Origin of the sequence: Streptomyces achromogenes subsp. achromogenes (assembly GCF_000720835.1) — a bacterium.
GTDB lineage: Bacteria > Actinomycetota > Actinomycetes > Streptomycetales > Streptomycetaceae > Streptomyces > Streptomyces achromogenes.
The window spans coordinates 75,090-95,018 of record NZ_JODT01000028.1 but is presented as its reverse complement, the minus strand read 5'-3'; the positions used below and the strand labels follow the sequence as shown (position 1 = coordinate 95,018).

The 19,929-nt window shown below is 74.3% G+C and carries 16 protein-coding genes; 5 read left to right on the top strand and 11 right to left on the bottom strand.

Annotated features, from left to right (window positions below; translation table 11 throughout):
- Positions 1–87: 87 nt before the first annotated feature.
- The 6 genes from IH25_RS0126765 to IH25_RS0126740 all read right to left on the bottom strand — a co-directional run bounded on the left by IH25_RS0126765 (position 88) and on the right by IH25_RS0126740 (position 5,986).
- Complete coding sequence (locus IH25_RS0126765) at positions 88–1,068, bottom strand: cation diffusion facilitator family transporter (RefSeq protein WP_030615747.1); 981 nt, start codon at positions 1,066–1,068, stop codon at positions 88–90.
- Positions 1,069–1,248: 180 nt separating this feature from the next.
- Positions 1,249–2,400, bottom strand: coding sequence for a mannose-6-phosphate isomerase, class I (gene manA, locus IH25_RS0126760; RefSeq protein WP_030615744.1), 1,152 nt, complete (start codon positions 2,398–2,400; stop codon positions 1,249–1,251).
- A gap of 199 nt (positions 2,401–2,599) precedes the next feature.
- Positions 2,600–3,727: an SIS domain-containing protein gene (locus IH25_RS0126755; RefSeq protein WP_030615741.1), complete on the bottom strand. Its 1,128-nt coding sequence runs from the start codon at positions 3,725–3,727 to the stop codon at positions 2,600–2,602.
- 119 nt (positions 3,728–3,846) lie between these two features.
- Positions 3,847–4,017: a Trm112 family protein gene (locus IH25_RS39900; RefSeq protein WP_078844429.1), complete on the bottom strand. Its 171-nt coding sequence runs from the start codon at positions 4,015–4,017 to the stop codon at positions 3,847–3,849.
- Positions 4,018–4,091: 74 nt separating this feature from the next.
- On the bottom strand, positions 4,092–5,456 hold the full coding sequence (locus IH25_RS0126745) for a phosphomannomutase/phosphoglucomutase (protein ID WP_030615738.1): 1,365 nt from the start codon (positions 5,454–5,456) through the stop codon (positions 4,092–4,094).
- Positions 5,457–5,560: 104 nt separating this feature from the next.
- The gene (locus tag IH25_RS0126740) at positions 5,561–5,986 is read right to left on the bottom strand and encodes a DUF3499 domain-containing protein (protein WP_030615734.1); all 426 of its coding nucleotides are present in this window, start codon (positions 5,984–5,986) and stop codon (positions 5,561–5,563) included.
- A 350-nt stretch (positions 5,987–6,336) separates the two neighbouring features.
- On the opposite strand from IH25_RS0126740, the gene IH25_RS0126735 reads away from it, so the two are divergent.
- On the top strand, positions 6,337–6,723 hold the full coding sequence (locus IH25_RS0126735) for a metallopeptidase family protein (protein ID WP_030615731.1): 387 nt from the start codon (positions 6,337–6,339) through the stop codon (positions 6,721–6,723).
- Positions 6,724–6,767: 44 nt separating this feature from the next.
- Here IH25_RS0126735 and IH25_RS0126730 read toward each other — a convergent pair whose 3' ends face one another.
- The 3 genes from IH25_RS0126730 to IH25_RS0126720 form a co-directional block, all read right to left on the bottom strand.
- Entirely contained in the window at positions 6,768–8,306 is a 1,539-nt protein-coding gene (locus IH25_RS0126730) for a DUF5719 family protein (RefSeq protein WP_030615717.1), read from the bottom strand.
- Positions 8,303–12,067 (bottom strand): glycosyltransferase family 2 protein, encoded by a 3,765-nt coding sequence (locus IH25_RS0126725; protein WP_107058470.1) that lies wholly within the window; start codon positions 12,065–12,067, stop codon positions 8,303–8,305. The genes IH25_RS0126730 and IH25_RS0126725 overlap by 4 nt, the downstream gene beginning before the upstream one ends.
- A 181-nt stretch (positions 12,068–12,248) precedes the next feature.
- Positions 12,249–12,512: a WhiB family transcriptional regulator gene (locus IH25_RS0126720; RefSeq protein ID WP_003975777.1), complete on the bottom strand. Its 264-nt coding sequence runs from the start codon at positions 12,510–12,512 to the stop codon at positions 12,249–12,251.
- Positions 12,513–13,187: 675 nt separating this feature from the next.
- On the opposite strand from IH25_RS0126720, the gene IH25_RS0126715 reads away from it, so the two are divergent.
- The 4 genes from IH25_RS0126715 (at position 13,188) to IH25_RS0126700 (ending at position 17,213) form a co-directional block, all read left to right on the top strand.
- The gene (locus IH25_RS0126715) at positions 13,188–13,682 is read left to right on the top strand and encodes a cysteine dioxygenase (protein ID WP_030615711.1); all 495 of its coding nucleotides are present in this window, start codon (positions 13,188–13,190) and stop codon (positions 13,680–13,682) included.
- 152 nt (positions 13,683–13,834) lie between these two features.
- Positions 13,835–14,794, top strand: coding sequence for a 2-phospho-L-lactate transferase (gene cofD / locus IH25_RS0126710; protein ID WP_030615708.1), 960 nt, complete (start codon positions 13,835–13,837; stop codon positions 14,792–14,794).
- Positions 14,791–16,131 (top strand): coenzyme F420-0:L-glutamate ligase, encoded by a 1,341-nt coding sequence (locus IH25_RS0126705; protein WP_030615705.1) that lies wholly within the window; start codon positions 14,791–14,793, stop codon positions 16,129–16,131. Before cofD ends, IH25_RS0126705 begins: the two co-directional genes overlap by 4 nt.
- A gap of 68 nt (positions 16,132–16,199) precedes the next feature.
- Positions 16,200–17,213 (top strand): DNA-3-methyladenine glycosylase family protein, encoded by a 1,014-nt coding sequence (locus tag IH25_RS0126700; RefSeq protein WP_209445377.1) that lies wholly within the window; start codon positions 16,200–16,202, stop codon positions 17,211–17,213.
- Between the two features lie 67 nt (positions 17,214–17,280).
- Here the strand turns inward: IH25_RS0126700 and manB are convergent, their stop codons facing one another.
- A complete protein-coding gene (gene manB, locus IH25_RS0126695; RefSeq protein ID WP_030615699.1) occupies positions 17,281–18,363 on the bottom strand; it encodes a mannose-1-phosphate guanylyltransferase in 1,083 nt (360 codons plus the stop codon).
- 157 nt (positions 18,364–18,520) lie between these two features.
- Positions 18,521–19,921 carry a peptidoglycan recognition protein family protein gene (locus IH25_RS0126690; protein ID WP_245172890.1) on the bottom strand — a complete coding sequence of 467 codons (1,401 nt, stop codon included), beginning with the start codon at positions 19,919–19,921 and terminating at the stop codon, positions 18,521–18,523.
- Between the last annotated feature and the right edge of the window lie 8 nt (positions 19,922–19,929).

Sequence of the window (19,929 nt, the reverse complement as noted above, 5' to 3'; positions counted from 1 at the left end):
GGGCGCGCCCAGCGGTCGTCGGCCTGCCGCCTTCTTCCTACCCGGCCGTCTCCCCCAGGAATGCGTGCGACGGCCGGCGTATCCGGCTCAGTGGTCGGCGGCGTGGGGGTTCGGGCCGCCCGGGGTGGCGCTGGGGTCCGGGCCCTTGGCGGCCGCGACCTCGCTGTAGATGTCCGGTTCGAGGTAGATGACGCGGGCGATCGGGACGGCGGCGCGGATGCGGGCCTCGGCGGCGTCGATGGCGGTGGCGATCTCGGCGGCCGTGTCGTCGTGCTGGACGGCGATCTTGGCGGCGATCAGCAGCTCCTCGGGGCCGAGGTGCAGCGTGCGCATGTGGATGACGCGGGTGACCGTGTCGCCGTCGACGAGCGCGGCCTCGATCTTCTTGACGTCCTCGATGCCCGCGGCCTCGCCGAGCAGCAGCGACTTGGTCTCGGCGGCCAGGACGAAGGCGATCAGAACGAGCAGGATGCCGATGCAGAGGGTGCCGATGCCGTCCCAGACGCCGTCGCCGGTGAGCAGGGAGAGGCCGACGCCGCCGAGGGCGAGGACCAGACCGATGAGCGCGCCGAAGTCCTCCAGCAGGACGACCGGCAGCTCGGGTGCCTTGGCGCGGCGGATGAACTCCTTCCAGGAGAGCTTGCCGCGCAGTTCGTTGGACTCCTTGATGGCCGTGCGGAAGGAGAAGCCCTCGGCGATGATCGCGAAGACGAGGACGGCGACCGGCCAGTACCAGTGCTCCAGGTCGTGCGGGTGGCGGATCTTTTCGTAGCCCTCGTAGATGGCGAACATGCCGCCGACGGAGAACAGCACGATCGACACCAGGAAGGCGTAGATGAACCGCTCCCGGCCGTAGCCGAAGGGGTGCTGCGGGGTGGCCTCGCGCTGCGCCTTCTTGCCGCCGACGAGCAGCAGGAACTGGTTGCCGGAGTCGGCGAGCGAGTGCACGCCCTCGGCGAGCATCGAGGAGGAGCCGCTGAACGCGAACGCCACGAACTTCGATGCCGCGATCGCGAGATTGGCACCGAGTGCCGCCACGATCGCCTTCGTACCGCCTGACGCGCTCATGTGTCCGCGTTGTCCCTTCGCCTGTGTCGGCCTCGTACGTCCGTCCGGACGGGTGCCCGGCTTTGCCCGGCCTTTGCCGGTGGGCCATTCTTGCAGCCCGGCCGGGCACCGGTACGTCAGGTATCCACAGGCCCGGTCAGATAATCGACCGCTTATCCACAGCCTTGGTGACAGCCCTGGTCACACGACCACGGTGGCGCGGAAGATGGTGCCCGTGCCGGAGATCTCCGCCTGTTCGCCCGCCGGGACGAAGACCGATCGGCCTGGGTTCAGCTCGTGCTCGCCCGCCCGGACGGTGCCGGCCGTGCAGAGCAGGATCTGCGGGGTGTCGCCGGTGAGGTCGCGGCTGGTGCCGCCCTCGGGCAGGACGTAGCGGGAGAGCCGGAACTCGTCGGTCGGCGTCTCGTAGACCTCCTCGCCCTCCGGGGAGGCCTCCGGGCGCAGCACGCCCGGGTCGCTCGGTTCGAAGCGGACGATCCGCAGCAGTTCGGGGACATCGACGTGCTTGGGGGTGAGGCCGCAGCGCAGGACGTTGTCGGAGTTGGCCATGATCTCCACGCCGAGGCCGTTGAGGTAGGCGTGCGGGATGCCGGCGCCGAGGTACAGGGCCTCGCCCGGCTGCAGCCGGACGTGGTTGAGGAGCATGGCCGCGATCACGCCGGGGTCGCCGGGGTAGTGGTGGGCGATGCCGGCGTAGGGGGCGTAGGCGCCGCCGAGGCGGGTGCAGGCGGCGGTGGCCTCGGCGACCGTGTGGGCCATCTCCTCCGGGTCGGCGGTGAGAAGGGCGGTGAGGACCTCGCGCAGGGCCGCGTCCTCGGGGTGGGCGCGCAGCAGGTCGACGTACGGCTTGAGGGAGTCGACGCCGAGCCCGTCGAGCAGGCCGGCGGCCTGGACGGGGTCGCGGAAGCCGCACAGGCCGTCGAACTCGGTGAGCGCGCAGATCAGTTCGGGCTTGTGGTTGGCGTCCTTGTAGTTGCGGTGCGGGGCGTCGATCGGGACGCCGCGCCGCTCCTCCTCGGCGTACCCCGCCCTGGCCTGCTCCAGGTCCGGGTGCACCTGGAGGGACAGGGGCGCGCCGGCCGCGAGGATCTTGAGCAGGAACGGCAGCCGGGGGCCGAACCTGGCGACCGCGCGGGCGCCCAGTTCCCGCTCCGGGTCGGCCTCGATGACCTCGACGAGGGTGCCGCGGGGGGTGCGCGACGGGGCGCCCGGGTGGGCGCCCATCCACATCTCCGCCTGGGGTTCGCCGGTCGGCTCGGCCCCCAGGAGCTGCGGTATGGCGGTGGGAGAGCCCCAGGCGTAGGGGCGGATGGTGTTGTCGAGGCGGTCCATGTGTCTTCTCTGTCTCCGTACGTGCGCTGCTCGGTCGGCGCTGCCGCTTCCGTTCCCGGCGCCGACGGGTCTGCCCGTGCCGACGCCGGGTCTGCCCGTGCCGGCGCCTGGTGTTCCCGTGCCGCCGACAGGACCGCCGGGACCGGCGGCGGGGCGGCCGGGACCCGCGGCGGGTGCGGGCGGTGGGCCAGGGATCAGATCAGGCTCCCGAAGCGAGCGCCAGGTAAACGGCGGCGAAATCCGTGACGGCGATCAGTTCCGCGAGGGTCTCCAGTTCGCCGCCCTCCTCGGGTTCGAGTTCGCTGACCGGCGTGTCGTGGCTGAGGGCCACGTCACGGGCGGCCGGGGCGGCGGTGAGGCCGCTGATCGGGCGGTCGCGCAGCAGCACCACGCGCGCGCGCAGCGCGGGCGGCTCCTCCACGCGGTCCCGGAAGAAGTCGTCCGGGTCGGCGCTGGCGGCGAGCGGCCCGGCCAGCAGGGCGCTGTGCGCGGCGAGCGCCTCGGGCAGTTCGGCGACGAGGGCCGGGCGGCCGGCGAGTTCGGCGAGGGCGGCGGCGAACCGGCGGCCCGCCGGGCCGGCCGAGGTGCCCTCCGTCCACACCACGGGCAGCGCGTCGGCCAGTTCGGCGGCGAGGGTCTTGGCGGGGTTGCTGTAGGTCGCGATGGCGGGCCCGCAGCGCTCCGCGATGTGGTCCAGCCGGTCGGCGACCTTCTCCAGGGCCTCCGGCGGGGCGTCGAGCAGGCCGACCCGGTCCAGGAGCGCGAGCAGGGGGGTCAGCAGCGCCCAGAGCACCCCGGGAGAGGAGGCCGCGAGCGGTTCCTCCTGGTCGTACGGTGCCGTCGCCATCGGGAGGAACAGGCCGTGCGCTCCGGGGACCGCGTCGGCGAGCGGGGTGCCGGGCGGGGCCACGCCGACGACGGAGCAGCCGCGGCGGTAGGCCTGCTCGGCGAGGAGGGACAGGCTGGGTTCGGTGCCGTCCGGGGTGGCGATCAGCAGCAGGTCCACGGAGCCGGCCCAGCCCGGCAGTTCCCAGCGCAGGGCGCCCGCGGCCGGGGCGACGCCGCTGGGGGCGAGCCGGACGACGGGGCTGCCCGGGCCGGCCAGTGTGCCGAGGAGGTCGGCGGTGTGGGTGGCGGCGGCGCCGGGGCCCGCGATGAGGACCGCGCGGGGGCGGCCGTCGGGCTTGAGGGTGCCGATGCCGGCCTCGGCGGCGTTCCGGGCGGCGGTGCGGACGCGGGCGCCGGCCTCCGCCGCCCCGCGCAGCAGACCTCGGTGGTCGGCCTCGGCGAGGCCCTCCGGGGTGTCGAGCAGCGTTTCGTCCAGCATGGGCGGCAGCCTCCGGTCGCCGGGGATCCTGGGATGCTACGAGGGGACGGGCCTGGTGCGCGCGGGGCGGCGGCCGGACCGGGTGGTGCCGGCCCTCCCGCCCGCGGTGAGGAGCCGGATCAGGCGGGGCGGCGGGCCTCGTCGACCAGCAGCACCGGGATGCCGTCGCGGACCGGGTAGGCCAGGCCGCAGTCCGGGCCGGTGCAGATCAGCTCGGTGTCCTGCTCCTTCAGGGGGGCGTGGCAGGCCGGGCAGGCGAGGATCTCCAGGAAGCCGGCTTCGAGCGCCATGGGGTGTCCCTTCGGGGGGCGGATGGGTGTCTGTGGATTTGCCTGGTCAGCGTACCGCCGATGGGGCGGACCGCTCAGCCCCTGATGATCGCCAGGGCCTCGTCGCGGATCTTGGTCAGTGTCGCCTCGTCCTTCGCCTCGGCGTTCAGCCGGAGCAGCGGCTCGGTGTTGGACGGGCGGACGTTGAACCACCAGTCGGCGGCGGCGACCGTGAGGCCGTCGAGGTCGTCGAGGGTGACGTCGGCCCGGCCCTCGTACGCGGCGCGGACCGCGGCGATGCGGCCGGCCTGGTCGGCGACCGTGGAGTTGATCTCGCCGGAGCCGCGGTAGCGGTCGTACTGCGCGACCAGCGCGGACAGCGGGCCGTCCTGGCCGCCGAGCGCCGCGAGGACGTGCAGGGCGGCCAGCATGCCGGTGTCGGCGTTCCAGAAGTCCTTGAAGTAGTAGTGCGCCGAGTGCTCGCCGCCGAAGATGGCGCCGGTGCGGGCCATCTCGGCCTTGATGAAGGAGTGGCCCACCCGGGTGCGCACCGGGGTGCCGCCGTGCTGCCGCACGACCTCGGGGACCGTGCGGGAGGTGATGAGGTTGTGGATGACGGTGCCCTTGCCGCCGTTGCGGGCCAGCTCGCGCGCGGCGACCAGCGCGGTGACCGCGGACGGGGAGACGGGGTCGCCGTTCTCGTCCACGACGAAGCAGCGGTCGGCGTCGCCGTCGAAGGCGATGCCGAGGTCGGCGCCCTCCGCCGGGACCCGCTTTTGCAGGTCCACGAGGTTGGCCGGGTCGAGCGGGTTGGCCTCGTGGTTGGGGAAGGTGCCGTCCAGCTCGAAGTACATCGGGACGAGGGTCAGGGGCAGGCCGGCGAAGACGGAGGGGACGGTGTGGCCGCCCATGCCGTTGCCGGCGTCGACCACGACCTTCAGGGGGCGGATGGCGGAGAGGTCGACCAGGGAGCGCAGGTGCGCCGCGTAGTCCTGAAGCGTCTCGCTCGCGGACAGGGTGCCCGGGCGGGCCGCGGGGGCCGGGGCGCCCTCGGCGAGCCAGCGCTCGACCAGCTCCCGGATGTCGGTGAGCCCGGTGTCCTGGCCGACGGGGGCGGCGCCGGCGCGGCACATCTTGATGCCGTTGTACCGGGCCGGGTTGTGGGAGGCCGTGAACATCGCGCCGGGGAGGTTCAGCGCGCCCGAGGCGTAGTACAGCTGGTCGGTGGAGCACAGGCCGATCTCCACGACGTCCACGCCGCGGTCCGCCGCGCCGTGCGCGAAGGCGCGGGAGAGGCCGGGGGACGAGGGGCGCATGTCGTGGCCGACGACGATGGCCGCCGCCGCTGTCACCTCCGCGAAGGCGGCGCCGAAGAGCCTGGCCAGTGCCTCGTCCCACTGGTCCGGGACCACTCCGCGTACGTCGTACGCCTTCACGATCTGTGACAGATCAGCAGTCACGGCCATCCTCCTGAAAGTGCTGTGGGTGCCCAAAACTACCCGTCGGGCGGCGGGGAGCGGTGTGCGGACACCGGGCGGAGGCCCGGGGGCGTCACCCGGCGTGGTCAGTTGTCCGGGGAGCGCAGGACCCTCAGGTGGCCGCGGCGGGCGACCTCCATGGGGTCCGCGGCGCGGGATCCGCCGCCGCCCGCCTCGGCCGCGCGCTCCTGGGGGCGGGCCGCCTCGCGCACGGCGTTGGCCAGCGCTTCCAGGTCGTCCCCGCTGGGCCGCGCGGGCGCGGAGCCGTCGAGGAGTCGTACGACCTCCCAGCCGCGCGGCGCGGTGAGGCGCTCGGAGTGCTCGGCGCACAGGTCGTAGCAGTGGGGTTCGGCGTAGGTGGCGAGCGGGCCGAGGACCGCGGTCGAGTCGGCGTAGACGTACGTCAGCGTCGCGACGGCGGGTCGGCCGCAGGCGGTGCGCGAACAACGACGTACAGGGCTCACGATGTTGGACGGTACCGCACTCTTGAGCGGGCCGCGACGACTCTCCACCAGGTCACTCCACCGTGTCGGGCTGTGAAACGCCCCACACACTCTTTCGAGGGGACCCCGCTGACCTGCGTGGACGGGCTCGCGGCGGCGGCACGGAGGGGGCACGTCCGGTCAGGAGTCGGTACAAACACCGTCAATTGCCTTGAGTTCGGTGGTCTTGGAAAGTTACGGAAACGAGCCAGACGTTGGCCGGAATGGTCATCCTGCGACAGGGCGTGCGGGGGCCGGTTGCCGCGTGGAGCCGGACGGGCGGAGGGTGCGGGGACTACGCTTCACCGGTGATGGACAACCGTGTACCGCCCCGTGCCAGCGGCCCCGGGCCCCGTCGCCGTGATCGTCACGGCCGGGGCATGCGGGGGCCGATCGCGCCGCCGCAGGTGCCGTTGGCCGCCAGCCGTGCCGAGGTGTTCGCGGATCTGGTGCAGGACTCCGTGGACCGTCTCGAGCGACGGTGGCCGCAGCTGGCCGACATCGACTTCCTGGTGCTGGAGGTGCCCCGGCTGGACGGCCGGGGCGACGGGCCGGTGTGGGAGGACGAGGCCGTGCCGCTCGGCGGGGTCGTGCCGGCACGGGACGGACGGCGGGCGCGAGTGGTCGTGTACCGGCGGCCGGTGGAGATCCGGACCAAGGGGCGGGACGAGCGGGCCGCGCTGGTGCACGAGGTGGTCGTGGAGCAGGTGGCGGAGCTGCTGGGGCTGACGCCGGACACGGTGGATCCCCGCTACGGAGAGGACTAGGACGGCGCGGGCGCCCCCGCGCCCGCCCCTGCCTCCCGCGCTCCCTACTTCTGCAATATCGACAGGTCCTCCCGCGTCCGCGGCACCGAGACCAGGCCGTGGTCGGTGGGGAGGGTCTGGACGGTGAAGGCGGTGTCGCCGGTGGTGAGGGTGAGGGTGCGGGAGGCGTAGAGGGGGCCGCCGGAGACGGGTTCAACGGTGAGGGCGTAGGTGCCCTTCAGGCCCGTCGGGACGGGGGCGTCGACGTTCTGCGTGGTGCCGGACTTGATCGTGTACGTCTTGGTCGCCGGGGTGCCGCCCTCGCTGCCCGCCGAGGCGGTGACCTTGACCGTGGCCGTGCCCTCGGGCGCCGACAGCGCGAGCGTCGTGCCCTTGGCGGTGTTGCCGGCCGAGGTCGCGCGTGTGCCGACGGCGGCGGTGGCCGGGATGAACGCCGTCTCCCGCTTGTCGCCCTTGCCCCGCACCACCTGGAGCGCCGCGACGACCGGGACCGCCTGATCCGCCGGGGTGAGCACCAGGGAGCCGGGCTCGCCCCGGGTGACGTCGCCGAGGTCGACCGTCGTCGACATGCCGGACTTGACGTGCAGGGTCTCGTTCCCGGCCGGGGTGATCAGGCCGTCGGGCGAGGCCAGGCGGATCTTCAGGTCGGCGTCGTCGTCGCCGGGGGCGAAGGCGGTCAGCCGGACGTCGGTGGCGTCCTTCGGGATGCCGGGCAGGACGAGGCTGCCGGCCGGGTCGGCGGCGGGGGCCAGCCAGTCGCCGCCCGCCTTGTCGTCCAGGGCCCGCACGGCCGCGCCGACCCGGCCGCCGCGCACGCTGACGTGCACGGTGAGGTCGGTCTGCCGCTCCTCGGTGAGCGTGGGGAGCAGGATCGCCTCGCTCGCCCCCGCTTCGACGGTGAGGTTCTCGCCCAGCGGGGCCTTGATCGCGCCGTCCTTGCCGTACAGCTCGATGTCGACCACGGCGGCGGAGTCGTCGGGGTTGGTCAGGTGGACGTAGTCGGTGCGGCCGGCGGCCGTGCTCGCGCCCGGGAACCAGAAGTCGGTGTCCGCGCCGGCGCAGGTGACGCCGAGCAGGCCGCGGCCGGTGCCGGCAGCGACCTCGGTGGTCTCCTGGACGGTCCAGCCGGGCGCGAAGGAGCCGTCCGCGGTGCCGATGAGCGCGGGCGTGTCCCCGCCGGAGGTGTCGCCGGTGGCCGGTGTGCCCGGTGCCTTCGGCGTGAGCACCGGCTGCCCGGCCTGCTTCCCGCCCTCCTTCTCCCCCTTGCCGTCCTTCTCCTTGCCGTCCTTTTGCTTGTCGTCGTCGCCGGAGTCGTCGTCCCCCGACTGCTCGCCGGCCGCCTGGAGCCGGGCCCGGCCACCGCTCGCGGCGCCCTTGGTGACGGGGGTGAACGAGGTGTACGTCGTCTCGGCGAGGTCCGAGGTGCTGGGCGCCGGGCAGACCAGGCTGGTGCGCTCCACGGGCAGCCGGGCGGCGGCCTCGGGGGCGGCGCCGGACGCGGACGGCGAGTCGACCGCGGCGAACGCGGTGACGGCGGCCAGCGCGGCCGTGCCGGCGAACAGGGACAGGGTGGTGCGGTTCACTGCTGGCTCCCGTCGGGACGCTGGCTGCCGGTGCCGTGGGGCTGCTGGGCCGGGTCGTAACCCTGCGGGGCGGAGTCATAGCCCTGGTGGGCGGAGTCGTAGCCCTGAGGGGTGACGTCGTACCCCTGCTGGGCGGGGTCGTACGCCGTCTCGTAGCCCTGGTGCGGGTAGGCCGTCGGGTCGTAGGGCGGCTGGTCGTCGGTGCCGCCGTAGCCGTACGGGTCGTAGGGGGCCGCCTGGTAGGGGGCGGGCTGCTGGTACGGCTGCTGGTCGTAGCCCGCCGGGGACGGGTACTGGTCCGTGCCGTAGCCGGTGTACCCGGTGGTCGCGTACGCCGCCGGGTCGTGGGACTCGTACGGCTCGGGGGCGGCGGCGGGGGGCGGGGGTGTGCCGGGCGGGTCCTCGGCGGGGGTTTCCTCGGCCTGGGCGCGCAGGCGGCGGGCGCGGCGGCCCTCGCCGGCGGTGGCCTGGGCGGGCAGCGGCTGCTCCTCGGGCAGGTCGTCGTCGACGTCGCGGCGGCGGCCGGGCAGGGCGAGGACGACCAGGACGACGGCGAGCAGGCCCTGCGCCCAGAGCCAGGCGGTGTGGGCGAGCGGTGTGTCGTAGGTGACGTCGAGCCTGCCGCCCTGGGCGGGGAGCCGGAAGCCCTGGGCCCAGCCGTCGACCGTGGTGCGGGTGAGCGGTTTGCCGTCGAGGGTGGCCGTCCAGCCGTCGTCGGCGCTGTCGGCCAGGCGCAGGACGCGGCCGTCGGCGCCGGCGGGGACCGTGGTGTGGATCTCCACCGGTCCGGCGGTGACCGGGTGGGGCGTGCCGGAGCCGCCGGCGGGGACGATGGCCGCGCGGGAGACGTCCTGGTCGACGCGCCACAGGGCGCCGCCGCTCTGCTGGCTGAGCCGGGACAGGCCGGGGGTGGCGTCCAGGACGCGGGTGATCTCGCGGGGGGCGCCCTTGTGGACGAGGACGTAGCGCACGGCGAAGCCGCCGAGTTCGGCGGCCTGGTCGGCACCGGAGCCGGCCACCAGGTGGGCGACGGTCTGGTCCAGGGGGGTGTTCGTGCCGTCGGCGGCGGTGAGCTCGGCGTCTCCCATGCGGGCGCCGGAGCCGCGGACCAGGCTGTAGCGCACGCGCGCGGTGGAGTCGCTGTCCAGGACCAGGGTGCGGGCCTGGGCGCCGCCGGTGGAGTCCTCGGCGACGAACGCGGGGACCTGGGCCGGGTCGCGGCGCTCCAGCGGGCCGTCGGCGCCGCGGATCATCCAGCCGGCGGCGACGAGGAGCGGGCCGGCGGCCGAGGCGAAGGCGATCAGGGCGGCGACGGGCTGGCGCCAGCCGAAGCTCTGCTCGGCCACGCGCGCGCGGGCGCCGTCGGCGCCGAGGGCGGCGGCGGCCAGCAGGGCGATGCCGTAGACGAGGGTGGCCGGTCCGGCCCACGCGGACCGGTTGGACAGGACCGCGAAGACGAGTCCGGTCAGGGCGACGGCCCAGGCGGTGCGGATGCCGAGCTGCCGTTCGGAGCGCAGCAGGGCGGCGAGCGCCGCCAGCACGATCCCGATGAGCAGCAGGCCGTTCACGGTGCCGGAGCCGCCGGGGGCGGCGCCGAGCAGGTCGACGGCGGAGGCGGCCGAGGGGCCGTACTCCAGGCCCGCCTCCTGGAAGAAGCCGGTCGGGAACAGGGTCAGCGACCAGGGGGCGAGGACCAGCAGCGGGGTGCCGAGCTGGGCGAGGAAGCGCGGTCCGTAGCCGAGGAGGTCGCGGCGGCGCAGCGCCAGGACGCCGAGGCCGAGCAGCAGCGCGAGGGGCCACACGATCGGGGTGAAGGCGGTGGCGATGGTCAGCAGCAGCGCGTACGCCCAGGTGGCGCGCCAGCTGCCGCGGGTGCCGGCGCGGCCCGCCAGGCCGCTCGCGGCGATGCCCGCGCGCGCGATGAGCGGCAGCAGCACGGCGAGGACGGCGGTGCCGACGCGTCCGCCGGCCAGCGCGCCGGTGGTGGCGGGCAGGAAGGCGTAGGCGATGGCGGCCCAGGCGCGCAGCAGCCGGGAGGCGACCAGCGGCCGGGAGGCGAGGTAGGCGGTGCATCCGGCGAGCGGTACCGAGCAGATCAGCAGGACGGTGACGGCGAGGCCGGTGGAGCCGAACAGGAGCGAGGCGAGGGTGGCGACGAGGGCCAGGTAGGGCGGTGCGGACGGGGTGCCGCCGGGGCCCGTCGGGTGCCAGGCGTCCAGGTAGCGCGACCACAGGTCGGTCGCGCCGGCCGGGGCGGGCAGCAGGGCGCCGCCGGCGAGGGCGCCGCCGCCGAGCAGGGCGCGGCAGGCGGCGAGGGAGATGAGCAGCAGGGCGAGGAAGAGGATCGGGGCGGGTCTGCGGGCGATCCGCTTGAGCCGGGCGAACTGCTCGACCTCCAGGAAGTCGGCGTCGTCGCCGCCGGGCCCGGACTCCACGGCGCCGCCGTGCCGGCCGGCCGGGGAGGTGTCGGTGTCGGAGCCGCCGGTGAGGTTGCCGGCGATCTGTTCCACGGTGGCCCGGATGGTGGCGCCGGGCGGCGGGAAGAGGGCGCGCAGTTCTCCCTTGTCGATGCGGGAGGGGCCGCGGCGGCGCCGGGCGGCGATGATCCGCTCGGGCCGCAGCAGGATGCTCAGCAGGCCGCGGATCTCGTCGAGGGCCTGGCCGGGGACCTTGCCGACGAGGTAGGCGAGGGTGCGCAGGACGGTGCCGAGGACGAGCCGGAGCAGCACCCAGGGCAGCGCGGCGGTACGGGTGTTGACGAGCAGGGTGTAGACGGCGCCGGCCTTGTCGACCTTGTGCGGGGAGGCGGTGGTGCGGCCGGCGCAGTCGACGGTGCGGCGTTCGCGGGAGGCGGCCTCGGCGTGCCGGACGACGGCGTCGGGGGCGATCAGGACGCGGTGGCCGGCGGTGTGGGCGCGCCAGCACAGGTCGACGTCGTCGCGCATGAGGGGCAGCAGCCGGTCGAAGCCGCCGAGCTGTTCGAAGACGTCGCGGCGGACGAGCATGCCGGCGGTGGACACGGACAGCACGGTGCGGACGTGGTCGTGCTGGCCCTGGTCCTGTTCGCGGCGGTCCAGACCGGTCCAGCGGCGGCCGGAGTTGGCGATGGAGACACCGACCTCCAGCAGTTGGCGGCGGTCGTACCAGCCGCGCAGCTTGGGGCCGACGATCGCGACGTCGTCGCGGCCGAGTGCGAGTTCGTTGTCGACGACCCTCAGCATCTGGGCGAGGGCGTCGGGTTCGGGGGCGCAGTCGTCGTGCAGCAGCCACAGCCACTGGACGGGTTCGCCGTGCGGCAGTTCGGGCAGGTCGTAGGCGTCGTCGCGCCAGGTGCGGGTGACGGGGTCCCAGCCGCTGGGACGCTTGAGGTACGGCAGGTCCTCGGGGGTGAGGAGGGGCGCGGCGCGGCCGGCCTCCGCCACGGCCTGGCCGAAGCCGGTGCGGCGGGCCAGATGCAGGACGTTGGCCTCGCCGAGGGCCTCGGTGAGCAGCCGGGCGGAGTCGTCCGCGCTGCCGGTGTCGGCGGCCACCGCGTGCTGGACGGGACGCTCCTGGCCGAGCAGCCCGGCGAGCGCGTCGGGCAGCCAGCGGGCGCCGTCGTGGGAGACGAGGACCGCGGTCACCACATGGCGCGGGAACTCGGGGAGGTCGGACGGGTCGGGCCCGGCCGAGTGGGACGGGACGGTCCCGGCCGGATCGGACGGGTCGAACCCGGCGGTGGCGGCGCGGTGTTGGGCTGCCGCATGGCTGTGCACGGACATCGAGGTACGGGCCCCGGTTCGATGGACTGCGGTGGACGCCTGTGTCTTCTCGCGGATCGAGGGGACAGCGGGGCGTCTCGGACGAGCGTCCACACTATCGGCTGGGCATGACGACGGCCCGCCGCCTGTGGACAACCCACGGCTGACGGGCCGTTCGTACGCTTCGCGGCCGCGCGTATGGTCACACGGCGGCCTTCTTCAGCCGGCGGCGTTCGCGCTCGGACAGGCCGCCCCAGATGCCGAAGCGCTCGTCGTTGGCGAGGGCGTATTCGAGGCACTCGGAGCGGACCTCGCAGGCGAGGCAGACCTTCTTGGCCTCTCTGGTGGAGCCGCCCTTCTCGGGGAAGAAGGACTCGGGGTCGGTCTGGGCGCAGAGTGCGCGCTCCTGCCAGCCGAGTTCCTCGTCCGCGTCGTCGACCAGCAGTTGCTGCACCAGCTCGGTCATGTGCGCCCCTCGTCTGTCTTCGCGTCCCCGTGCGTGGCCGTCACCGATTCCGGCTGAACGACACGAGTGAAATTACAAGTGTGCTGCTCCGGGCGAGTCAAGCCGAGATCTGCTATTGGGCCCGTTATTCACTCTGCGGAACCAAGGCCGTGCGGAAAGTGTTCAAATCGGCATAAACCTTGACACGCAGGCGAACCCGAGGGGCGACCGAACCCCGTACAGATCCTCTGTACGGAGAAAGACGCCCCCGTGTTCGATCCCGTTCCGCGAGGCTCGCGCGCTCGGATGTGCCCCATGTGTCCCGCGACCCCGATGAGCAAACCTTTCGCCTGCGAAATAAACCGGATGAGGTGAAACATGTCCCACATACCGGGCAGCGAGTTGACACTGCGCGTGTGAGCCGCTGTCCTAGGGGGCATGCTCGCGTACTTGGCACCCACCTCGACCCGCACCGCCGGGTCCCTCGGTGCCGCCCGCGCGCGCTGTAGCTGTTGCTGCTGTCCCAGCTGTTGAGCCAAGTCCGCTCCGGCTGTTCCCGAGTCCATCCCGGCTCGGCCGCGTTCCGCCTTTCCCGATCCCCCGCATCCGGGGCATCCCGCCCGCCCGTGATCCGGGCGGACCGTTCGCGTCACCCAGCTTTGGCCGCACTCTTCCGCCGAGGACCACCGCACCCCCATGAACAGCGACAACGACCTCCAGATCGCCGGCGACATCCTCGAAGTCCCGCACCTGCTCCAGCCGCCGCGCGAGCACCCGGCCACCGTCGCCGAGTTCGTGGGGCTCGCCCGCTCGATCGCCGCCGACCGGGACCAGTGGGCGCACCTGGTCCGCTTCGACGCCACCACCCGCTGGTACCACCGGCTGCGCACCGGCCCCGGCTACGAGGTGTGGCTGCTGTCCTGGCTGCCCGGGCAGGGCAGCGGGCGGCACGACCACGGGCGCTCGTCCGGCGTGCTCACCGTGGTGGAGGGCACGCTCACGGAGCACACCGTGCGCGGCACGCGCGCGCTGGGGGCGGGCGCGCAGCGGGTGTTCGCGCCGGGGTACGTCCACGAGGTCGTGAACGACGCGCTGGAGCCGGCGGTCAGCCTGCACGTGTACCACCCCGGGCTGACCGAGATGCCCATGCACGCCTCCCCGCACTGCGAGGCGCCCTCGGTGACCGCCTGACGCGTACCGCCTGACGCGTGACCGCCCGACGCATGACCGCCCGACGCGTGGCTGCCTGACGCGTGACCGCCTGGCTCGTGACTGCCTGACGGGTGATCGCCTGGCGCGTGACTGCCTGACGCGTTGTCGTATCCGGCTGACACACTGTCCCCATGCGCATTGTGGTTCTGGCAGGCGGCATCGGCGGTGCCCGGTTCCTGCGTGGTCTGAAGCGGGCCGCGCCGGACGCGGACATCACGGTCATCGGCAACACCGGCGACGACATCCATCTCTTCGGGCTGAAGGTCTGCCCGGACCTGGACACGGTGATGTACACGCTGGGCGGCGGCATCAACGAGGAACAGGGCTGGGGGCGGACCGACGAGACCTTCCACGTCAAGGAGGAACTGGCGGCCTACGGCGTCGGGCCGGAGTGGTTCGGGCTGGGCGACCGGGACTTCGCCACGCACATCGTGCGGACCCAGATGCTCGGCGCCGGCTATCCGCTCAGCGCGGTCACCGAGGCGCTGTGCGACCGCTGGCAGCCGGGTGTGAAGCTGATCCCGATGACCGACGACCGCGTGGAGACGCACGTGGCCGTCGAGCTGGACGGCGAGCGCAAGGCGGTCCACTTCCAGGAGTACTGGGTGAAGCTGCGCGCCTCCGTCCCGGCCCGGGCGATCGTCCCGGTCGGCGCCGAGCAGGCCAAGCCGGCCCCGGGCGTCCTGGAGGCCATCGCCCAGGCGGACGTGATCCTCTTCCCGCCGTCGAACCCGGTGGTGTCCATCGGCACGATCCTCGCCGTGCCCGGCATCCGCGAGGCCATCGCGGACGCGGGCGTGCCCGTGGTCGGCCTCTCCCCGATCGTCGGGGACGCGCCCGTGCGCGGGATGGCCGACAAGGTGCTCGCCGCGGTCGGCGTGGAGTCCACGGCCGCCGCGGTCGCCGAGCACTACGGCTCCGGGCTGCTGGACGGCTGGCTGGTCGACTCGGTGGACGCGGGCGCGGTCGAGCGGGTCGAGGCGGACGGCATCCGCTGCCGGGCCGTGCCGCTGATGATGACCGACGTGGAGGCCGCCGCGCAGATGGCGCGGGAGGCGCTGGCGCTGGCCGAGGAGGTGCGCGCAGCGTGAGCGCGACGGCGTCCGCCGCGGCGGGTGAGCGGGCGGAATACCGGGTCTGGGCCCTGTCCGGCATCCCCGAGGTGCGGCAGGGCGACGACATCGCCAAGCTGATCGCCTCGGCCGAGCCCGGCCTGGCCGACGGTGACGTGGTGATCGTGACCTCCAAGATCGTCTCCAAGGCGGAGGGCCGGCTGATGCGGGCCGACGACCGGGAGGCCGCGATCGACGCCGAGACGGTCCGGGTGGTGGCCCGGCGCGGCACGCTGCGCATCGTGGAGAACCGGCAGGGCCTGGTGATGGCCGCCGCCGGGGTCGACGCCTCCAACACCCCCGCCGGTACGGTGCTGTTGCTGCCCGAGGACCCGGACGCCTCCGCGCGCGCCATCCGGGCCGGCCTGCGCGAGATCCTCGGCGTCAACGTCGGGGTGATCGTCACCGACACTTTCGGGCGGCCTTGGCGCTCGGGGCTCACGGACGTGGCGATCGGCGCCGCCGGGGTGCGGGTGCTGGACGACCTGCGCGGGGGCACGGACGCGTACGGCAACCCGCTGAGCGCGACCATCGTCGCCACGGCGGACGAGCTGGCCGCCGCCGGTGACCTGGTCAAGGGCAAGGCCGCGGGCCGCCCGGTGGCCGTCGTGCGCGGGCTGCCCCACGTCGTGGACCCCGGCACCGCCGACGACGCGGAGGAGGGCGCGCGGGCGCTGGTGCGCCGGGCGCAGGACGACATGTTCCGGCTCGGCACCTCGGAGGCGATCCGGGAGGCCGTCACCCAGCGCCGTACCGTGCGGGCCTTCACCGACGCCCCCGTGGACCCGGGCGCCGTGCGGCGCGCGGTGGCCGCGGCGGTCACCGCGCCCGCCCCGCACCACACCACGCCCTGGCGGTTCGTGCTGCTGGAGTCGGAGGAGTCGCGGGTCCGGCTGCTCGACGCGATGCGGGACGCCTGGATCGCCGACCTGCGCCGGGACGGCAAGAGCGAGGAGTCCATCGCGAAGCGGATCCGGCGCGGTGACGTCCTGCGCCAGGCGCCGTATCTGATCGTGCCCTGCCTGGTCATGGACGGCTCGCACAGCTACGGCGATCCCCGGCGGGACGGCGCGGAGCGGGAGATGTTCGTGGTCGCGATGGGCGCGGGCGTGCAGAACCTGCTGGTCGCGCTGGCCGGGGAGCGGCTGGGCTCGGCGTGGGTGTCGTCCACGATGTTCTGCCGGGACGTGGTGCGCGAGGTGCTCGGGCTGCCGTCCGGCTGGGACCCGATGGGCGCGGTCGCGGTCGGCCGGCCCGCCGAGGAACCCCGGCCACGGCCGGAGCGGGACGCGGGCGCGTTCGTCGAGGTGCGCTGAGCGCCTACCCTCGTAAAGCGGAACCGGTACCTCCGGAACATCCCGACCGGCCCCTTGAGGACTCCCCCGTGGCAGGACGCTTTCCCCAGCGGCCCACGCGCACGACCGTGCGCGGCGGGCAGGCCGGCCTGCCCGGGGCGGCCGGGATCCCCCGGCAGACGGCGCCCGCGCGGGTCCGCCGGTGGGTGCCGGACGGCCCGCTGGACCTCGGGCTGACCCTCGGACCACTGCGGCGCGGTCCCGCCGACCCGACGTTCCGGGCCACCGCGGACGGCTCCGTGTGGCGAGCCTGTCGTACGCCCGCCGGGCCGGGCACGTTGCGCGTGCGCGCGTACGGCGGTGAGGTGCTCGGCGAGGCGTGGGGGCCGGGGGCCGAGTGGCTGCTGGAGCGGTTGCCGGAGCTGCTCGGCGCCGCCGACGATCCCGGGGCGTTCGTGCCCCGGCACCGGGTGGTGGCGCTGGCCCGGCACCGGCGGCCCGGGCTCCGGCTGACCCGGACGGGGCTGGTACTGGAGTCGTTGATCCCGTCCGTGCTGGAGCAGAAGGTCACGACCGACGAGGCCTACCGGGCGTGGCGGCTGCTGGTACGGCGGTTCGGGGAGCCGGCGCCGGGGCCGGCGGGGACGGGCGAACGGCCGATGTTCGTGATGCCCGCCGCCCGGACCTGGGCGCTGATCCCCTCCTGGGAGTGGCACCGGGCGGGGGTGGACGACAAGCGGGCGTCCACGATCCTGCGGGCCGTACGGGTCGCCGCCCGGCTGGAACAGGCGGCGGGGATGCCGGCGGACCTGGCGCGGGCACGGCTGGAGGTCGTACCGGGCATCGGGCCGTGGACGTCGGCGGAAGTGGTGCAGCGCAGTCACGGGGCGGCGGACGAGGTGACCGTCGGCGATCTGCATCTGCCCGGGATCGTGGGATGGGCGCTGGCGGGCGACCGCGACGCCGACGACGCGGAGATGCTGCGCCTGCTCCAGCCCTACACCGGGCAGCGGCACCGGGCGGCCCGCCTGATCCTGCTGAGCGGCCGTACACCGGCCAGGCGCAAGCCGAAGATGCCCTGGGTGGACATCGGGGCGCTGTGAGGTGCGGTCGGCGCGCCGGTGCTACGGAGCCGACAGCCCGAGCAAGGCTCGAGCGAACCGGAACCCCCTACTGGTCGGAAGAGAAGCGGACCGCCCCCGCGGGGATGCGGGCGTCGCACCACACCCGTACGCCCTCGCGGAGTTCGTTGTCGGCGCCCACGACCGCGCCGTCGCCGATGACCGTGCCGGTGAGGACGGAGCGTTCGCCGACGCGGGCGCGGGCGCCGATGAGGGAGTCGGTGACGACGGCGTCCGGCTCGATGACGGCGCCGGGAAGGATGGTGGAGCCGGAGACCCGCGCCCCCTCCGCCACGTACGCGCCCTCGCCCACCACCGTGCCGCCGGTCACCTTGGCGTCCGGCGCCACCGTGGCCGTGGGCAGCACGAGGCGGTCGCCGCAGCGGCCGGGCACCGCCGGTGAGGGCGCCCGGCCGAGGACCAGGTCGGCCGAGCCGCGCACGAAGGCGGCCGGGGTGCCGAGGTCCAGCCAGTACGTGGAGTCGACCATGCCCTGGAGATGGGCGCCGGCCGCCAGCAGGTCCGGGAAGGTCTCGCGCTCCACGGAGACCGGCCGGTCCGCCGGGATCGTGTCGATGACCGAGCGGCGGAAGACGTACGCCCCCGCGTTGATCTGGTCGGTGACGATCTCCTCGGGGGTCTGCGGCTTCTCCAGGAACGCCAGGACGCGCCCGGTGCCGTCCGTGGGCACGAGCCCGTAGGCGCGCGGGTCCGCCACCCTCGTCAGGTGCAGCGAGACGTCCGCGCCCGTCGTCTCGTGGGTGTCCACCAGGGCCCTGATGTCCAGCCCCGTCAGGATGTCGCCGTTGAAGACCAGCACCGGGTCGTCGGGGCCGGAGCGCAGCCGCCCGGCGACGTTGCGGATCGCGCCGCCCGTGCCGAGGGGCTCCTCCTCCGTGACGTACTCGATGTGCAGGCCCAGCGCGGAGCCGTCGCCGAAGTACGGCTCGAAGACCTCGGCCAGATAGCTGGTCGCGAGGACGATGTGCTCCACGCCCGCCGCCCGGGCCCGTGCCAGCTGATGGGTCAGGAACGGCACCCCGGCGGCGCGGACCATCGGCTTGGGCGTGTACACCGTGAGCGGTCGCAGCCGGGTGCCCTTGCCACCGACCAGAAGGATCGCTTCCGTCACCTGTCGTCTCCGCTTCCAGCCGGGACCGGCCGAACTGCTCGTCACCGCTCGGCTCACTGTTTCGGCCGGTCAGTGTAAGCAGACGGGGCGGCGACGCCTTCGCCGGCCGCGCGGTGTCCGGCCGGATCGGCGCGCGCTTTCCCCCGTCCGCCGGGCCTCAGCGCCCCTGGTAGCGCGCCGCGCCGGTGCGGGCCGTGCCCAGCTTGGCGTAGAGCCGTTTTCCGGGGCACTCCGTGGCGTAGCCGTCCCGGTGGCCGGACAGCACGTTCAGCCGTACCTTCTTTCCCTTGGGGTAGAGGTTGCCGCTGCCGCCTCCCGACGTGAGGTACGTCTTCGCCCTCGGATCGGCTCCGTAGAGGCCGAGTTTCCACGCGGTGAGCCGGGCGACGGCCGTCACCGCGGCGCCCGGCGGCTGGGTGGTGCCGTAGCTGCCGATCACGGCGACGCCCATGCTGTCGGTGTTGAAGCCGAGGGTGTGCGCGCCGAACACCGCCTTGGCCACGCCCCCGGCCCGGCCCTCGTAGAGCCTTCCGCACTTGTCGACGAGGAAGTTGTAGCCGATGTCCCGCCAGCCCATGCTCTTGACGTGGTAGCGGTAGATGCCGCGGATGACCGAAGGGGCCTGGGCGCAGGTGTACTTGTTGCCGGAGGCCGTGTGGTGCACGAAGGCCGCCTTGATCTTCTTCGTGTAGACGAACCCGTGTTCGCGCAGCGACTCGTCGGCGCCCCAGCCCCGGCGCGTGACGATCTTCGGGCGCGGTCCGATGTACGGCTTGCCCCGCGACGGGCCCTGAAGCCTCGTCATCTCCCGCTCGGTGGCGGGTCGGTCGAGTTCCGGGATCTCGGTGGTGCCGAAGGCGGCGATGTCGGCGTTGGCGCCCGAGGCGGCGATCGCGGCCTCCGTGTCCAGCGCGGTGCGCGGCGGCTCGCCGGCGGGCGCCCCCGCGGCCACCGCCTCCCCCGCCGCCTCCCTCGCCGTCTCCCCCGTGTCGCCCCCGGGGTCGACCAGCTCCAGGCGCAGCCCCGGCGGCAACGCGCTCCGGCCGCCCGCCTTCTCCGCCCGGACCCGTACGTCCACGCCGTCCGAGGTGCCCACCCACAGCGGCGCGGTCGCCCCGCGCACCCGGCGGGCGGAGCGTTCCGCCGTACCCGGGTCGGCGCCGTGGTCGGCGTGCGCCTCGACGTCCTGCCAGCCGGTCCACTTCCCCGTCACGGCGGACCGGGTACGCACCCGCACCCGGCCGCGCAGCTCGGCCCCGGGGTCCTCCCACACCACGCCGAGCAGCGCGAAGCGGCCGAGGCCGGTGCGGCGCAGCCCCTGTTCGGGGACCGCGCCGGGAACGCCGTCACGGGACAGCGGGGCGAGCGGCAGCGAGCGGGTACTTCCCGGGACCGCGCCCCCGGACCCGGACCCGGACATGGACGCGGACATGGACGCGGACATGGACGCGGACGCGGGCGGGGCCTGCGCGAGGGCGAGGACCGCCGCGCAGGCGGCACCGATGGAGCGGAGGGTGAGCGGAGGGACGCCGGAAGAGGAAGCAAGGAATCCACGCATGCACATGA

Bases quoted from the DNA above. Each gene is read 5' to 3' on its own strand.
- IH25_RS39900 (WP_078844429.1), bottom strand. From the start codon at position 4,017: ATGGCGCTCGAAGCCGGCTTCCTGGAGATCCTCGCCTGCCCGGCCTGC.
- cofD (WP_030615708.1), top strand. From the start codon at position 13,835: ATGCGCATTGTGGTTCTGGCAGGCGGCATCGGCGGTGCCCGGTTCCTG.
- IH25_RS0126755 (WP_030615741.1), bottom strand. From the start codon at position 3,727: ATGCTGGACGAAACGCTGCTCGACACCCCGGAGGGCCTCGCCGAGGCC.
- IH25_RS0126690 (WP_245172890.1), bottom strand. From the start codon at position 19,921: ATGCGTGGATTCCTTGCTTCCTCTTCCGGCGTCCCTCCGCTCACCCTC.
- manA (WP_030615744.1), bottom strand. From the start codon at position 2,400: ATGGACCGCCTCGACAACACCATCCGCCCCTACGCCTGGGGCTCTCCC.
- IH25_RS0126725 (WP_107058470.1), bottom strand. From the start codon at position 12,067: ATGTCCGTGCACAGCCATGCGGCAGCCCAACACCGCGCCGCCACCGCC.
- IH25_RS0126715 (WP_030615711.1), top strand. From the start codon at position 13,188: ATGAACAGCGACAACGACCTCCAGATCGCCGGCGACATCCTCGAAGTC.
- IH25_RS0126735 (WP_030615731.1), top strand. From the start codon at position 6,337: ATGCGGGGGCCGATCGCGCCGCCGCAGGTGCCGTTGGCCGCCAGCCGT.
- IH25_RS0126720 (WP_003975777.1), bottom strand. From the start codon at position 12,512: ATGACCGAGCTGGTGCAGCAACTGCTGGTCGACGACGCGGACGAGGAA.
- IH25_RS0126765 (WP_030615747.1), bottom strand. From the start codon at position 1,068: ATGAGCGCGTCAGGCGGTACGAAGGCGATCGTGGCGGCACTCGGTGCC.